At 65.1% G+C, this 3818-nt stretch carries 3 protein-coding genes; 1 reads left to right on the forward strand and 2 read right to left on the reverse strand.

Features of this window, described 5'->3' with window-relative positions:
• Window positions 1–90: 90 nt before the first annotated feature.
• Window positions 91–363, reverse strand: a complete 273-nt coding sequence (locus AB0M45_RS33740) for a hypothetical protein (RefSeq protein ID WP_364337532.1) — start codon at window positions 361–363, stop codon at window positions 91–93.
• Between the two features lie 701 nt (window positions 364–1064).
• Between AB0M45_RS33740 and AB0M45_RS33745 the strand changes: the two genes are divergently transcribed.
• The gene (locus AB0M45_RS33745) at window positions 1065–3596 is read left to right on the forward strand and encodes a LuxR C-terminal-related transcriptional regulator (RefSeq protein ID WP_364337534.1); all 2532 of its coding nucleotides are present in this window, start codon (window positions 1065–1067) and stop codon (window positions 3594–3596) included.
• A gap of 37 nt (window positions 3597–3633) precedes the next feature.
• Here the strand turns inward: AB0M45_RS33745 and AB0M45_RS33750 are convergent.
• Window positions 3634–3818: hypothetical protein (locus AB0M45_RS33750; RefSeq protein ID WP_364337536.1), on the reverse strand; the 185-nt coding region annotated here is incomplete at its 5' end.

Consider the following 3818-nt stretch of genomic DNA (forward strand, 5'->3'; position numbering starts at 1 on the left):
TGCCAACGCGAGCAGAGGATCTCGATCACAACCAGGCTGTTGAGGCCGCCGCGCAGCGACGCCGTCAACAACCCACTTTCAAAACAGTGGCTAGGCGTCGATGGGGTCGCGGTGCCCGCCGTGTGGACGTTCACTGTGTCGAGCGATTACCGAGCCGACGAGGGTGCGTGGCGTCGACGTGACGACGTTCCGCCGCGCCGGCAAAACGGGATCGGTCGACGCACGATGGCGTTTTCCGCGACGAACAACCAGATGCTTATCGTGGTGGGCCGGCCGTTGCCGGGGCGGCCAGCACAGGGCCGCAACGATGAACAGCGCCTCTATGCCGACGACCGCGATCGTCACGCTCTGCAAGTCGGTCATATCCGGGCCACTGCCTTTCCATTGTCCCAAGGTCGCAGCCCCGTAATGCAGCAACATCGCGGGCCACCACCAGCCCCGGCCGCAACGCGTTGCGGATCCTCTACATTTCCTACTTCACCGGTGTTTCCGCTGCTCAGTCCATGTGGTCGGTTCGACCGGGTAGACCGCGCAAGCGGTCACGATCAAGTCTGATCGAGTAAGTAGATGGGCCCGCATCGGTAGCCGTCGGGTCCGATGTCCCGAGCTATCTACGTCCCCGGCGCTGCTCGGCGTAACCGGTACCGGTCGAGGATCTCTGGCACATTTCGGTGCGGGACCGTGCACGTTGTGAAGCCTTGCGGCACAGGAACAAGCGCACGCGGTCGGCGCACCGCTGACGCTGGACAGCGCGTTCCGCACCCGTGCCGGGTTTACCCGACCTACCGACCGCGGCCGGTGCGCGACCGGGACGTGATCCTATCCGTCGAGCTACCGGTCGATCGGCATGCGAAGCCACGGCAGCGAGGCGGTGTGAATCAGTGGGGCGGGGGCTCCTACGTACGGGTAGGGAATAGATACATACGAGGTCTGGGTACGTACCAGGTATGGTCGGAATACGCGACAGACGGGAACACGTTCTCGAGTTCACTCTGGAGAGTGGACGCCTTGCCAGCGCGGTTCTTTGACGACGACATCAGATGGGAAGAAGGAGCTTGACCTCTATGTCGAGTAGGGAGCGGCAGATTCCCGGTGACTCTCCAGCAACCGCGAACGGATTTGTCGGCCGGGGTCCAGAGCTGGGTCGGATCAGAACTCTGCTCATGGGCTCGGCGCGGTTGATCACCCTGACCGGTATGGGCGGCATCGGGAAGACTCGGCTCGCGGCCGAAGCGGTCGGCCAGTTCCGCAAGGCCACCGGTATACCGGTGTACTGGGTCCGACTGGCCAGGCTGGCCAAGGGATCCGACTTCACCGCGGTAGAAGAGGAGGTCGCGCATGCCGTACTCGACGCCGACTTCTCGGGGCGCTCGGCGTGGAACGCACTGGTCGACAAGCTCACCGTCAAGAACGTGGCCGGGCGGACGCCGCGGACTCTGGTGGTGCTGGACAACTGTGAGCATGTGCTCGGCGCGGCCGGTGCGCTCATCGCGGCGCTACTGGAGGCAGCGCCGGGCTTGGTCATCCTCGCCACCAGCCGCGGGCCGGTGGGATGGGTCGACGAGCACTTGGTGGAGGTTCCACCGCTGTCGCAGCAACAGGCCCTGACGTTGTTCCAGCAGCGTGCGGAGCTCACCGGTCACGCTGTCACCGATGCCGATCAGGTCGCGACAGCGCGGCTGATCTGTCACCACATGCACAACCACCCGCTCTATCTCCGGCTCGCCGCCGCGCGGCTGCGCCGGCAGCCACTCGCGACCATCCTCCAGGAGTTGAGCGGCGGTGCGAACGACCGGCGGATGCGGTGGTCCCCCGCCTGGCAGGCGGGGGTGGATGCGCGGCACCAGCGGGTTCCCGACGTGATCGCGTGGTCGTATGACCTCTGCACGGATCAGGAACGCCTCCTCCTGGCGCGAATGTCGGTATTCGCCGCAGGGCACGATACGAACCCCGAAGAGGACAACTCCTTCGGGCTCGATGTGGGGGCCGACCTGGAAGCCATCGAGGCCGTGTGCGCTGACGACGAAGAGGTCGACCGGTCGGGCGCGGTGCAGGTGGCGAAGGAGGAGGTCGAGGGGCTGCTCGAGCGCCTGGTCGACCAGTCGCTCGCATCACTGCACCGCACCGGGACCACCGTTCGGTATTCGCTGCTGGAGACGATTCGGGTGTTCGCCCATCAGCGATTACAGGAGCATTCGACCGGCGACACGGACGACTCGGCACGGATCGCCGCGAAGCATCGGCAGTACTACCGCAACAAAGTCCTGCAGGCATATGCCGACTGGTTCGGCCCGGGGGAGCTGGGCTATCTGAACTGGGTGCGCGCGTCGTGGGACAACATTCTCGTTGCCATCGAGGGAAGCCTCACCGCGCCGGGCGAATCGACACCCGGTTTGGAGATCTCGGTGGGACTGATCGCGCTGCGCGCGCCGTTCTTCAACGGCTCATTACGCGAGACCCGTCAATGGACGGAACGTACGTTGGAGGCAAGCCGCAAGCTCACACCGCAGCCAACCGATCTCCAAGTAATAGCGATGGCTTTGATCGGATGGGTGGCCATGTGGCAGGGGCAGCACGAGGAAACCGAACGGATGCTCGAAGAGTGTGTTACTGCCTGCACAACTGATCCGGCAGTCCGGCAGAACTGGCGGCAGACTCCCGAAGTCGACCTCGATCTGCCCGCCGTCGTCGAGTTCGTCTGGGGGCAGGAGCTGATGCTGGTGCACGGCGACCCGGCATCCATCACCGTGCTGGCGCGCGCTCGCGAGAAATCTCACAACGTCGGCGATCGCGGCGGCGAGGCGATGGCCGGACTCATCGAGGCCATGGCGGCCAGCTTCTTCGGGACGGCGGAACAAGCGGCGGAGATCGCACAGCGCAACGTCACCAATTCCACTGCGGCCGAGGCACATTGGCTGAAATCTTGGACCGAGCTGATGTGGGCGCTCGCACTGACCAAACACGGTGATCCGACCGCGGCGTTGTCGGTGGGACGTCGATCGCTGGCCCACCTGGTATCCATCCGTGACCCGTGGGGCGCGGCCTGGGCAGTGCACGTTCGGTACTGGGCATTGGCGCAGATCATCACCGACTCGATAGCCGCGGGCGACACCGATACCGACGAGATCGTTGCCTTGGCGACCGAAACCGCCCGGCTCGCCGGAGGTGCCAGGACGTTGCGCACGGAGCTGGGAACCGATATCGAAGCACTGCGGCCCTTCGCCGACGAAGCCAACCGAGCCATCGACGTTGCCCGTAGCGTGCTGGGACCCGAGGCGTTCGCCGCCGCCGAGAAAGAGGGATCCCTCCTGCGTTCCGAATCGAACGAAGTCCAACGGCTGGCACTGGGACAGCTACCCATGGACCGGGTGCCCGCGGTCGATACCGGCCACACGTGCGGCCTGTCGCGCTGGGACGAGCTGACGCGGGCGGAGCAGGAGGTAGCGACGTTCGCCGCGGCGGGATGGACGAACAGCGCTATCGCGGCACATCGGGGAACTTCGTTCCGGACCGTCGACACGCAAATGACCGCGATCTTTCAGAAACTGATGATCACCTCCCGCAAAGACATCATCCGGTTTGTTCCCAAGACCTGATCGACCACGGTTGGACCGCAGTCCATCGCGGCGTCTTTCAGCCGGTCACCTTGGACAGGGCCAGGGAGCACAGCTCCATCAGGGGCCGGGTGAACTTCTTCTCGCCGGGCAAGTGGATGCCGGGGAGTCCCTCGAAGGGAGTGGATTCCCCGGCCGTCTGAGCTGGACCGGTTGGGTGCTGCCCGTCGGGTGGGTGGCGTGCCTGCCGAGCTGTCGGGGTGT

This window comes from Nocardia sp. NPDC051787, from assembly GCF_040681325.1.
Taxonomy (GTDB): Bacteria; Actinomycetota; Actinomycetes; order Mycobacteriales; family Mycobacteriaceae; genus Nocardia.

Excerpts from the sequence above, each read along its gene's own strand:
- AB0M45_RS33745 (WP_364337534.1), top strand. The coding sequence starts at position 1,065 with ATGTCGAGTAGGGAGCGGCAGATTCCCGGTGACTCTCCAGCAACCGCG.
- AB0M45_RS33740 (WP_364337532.1), bottom strand. The coding sequence starts at position 363 with ATGACCGACTTGCAGAGCGTGACGATCGCGGTCGTCGGCATAGAGGCG.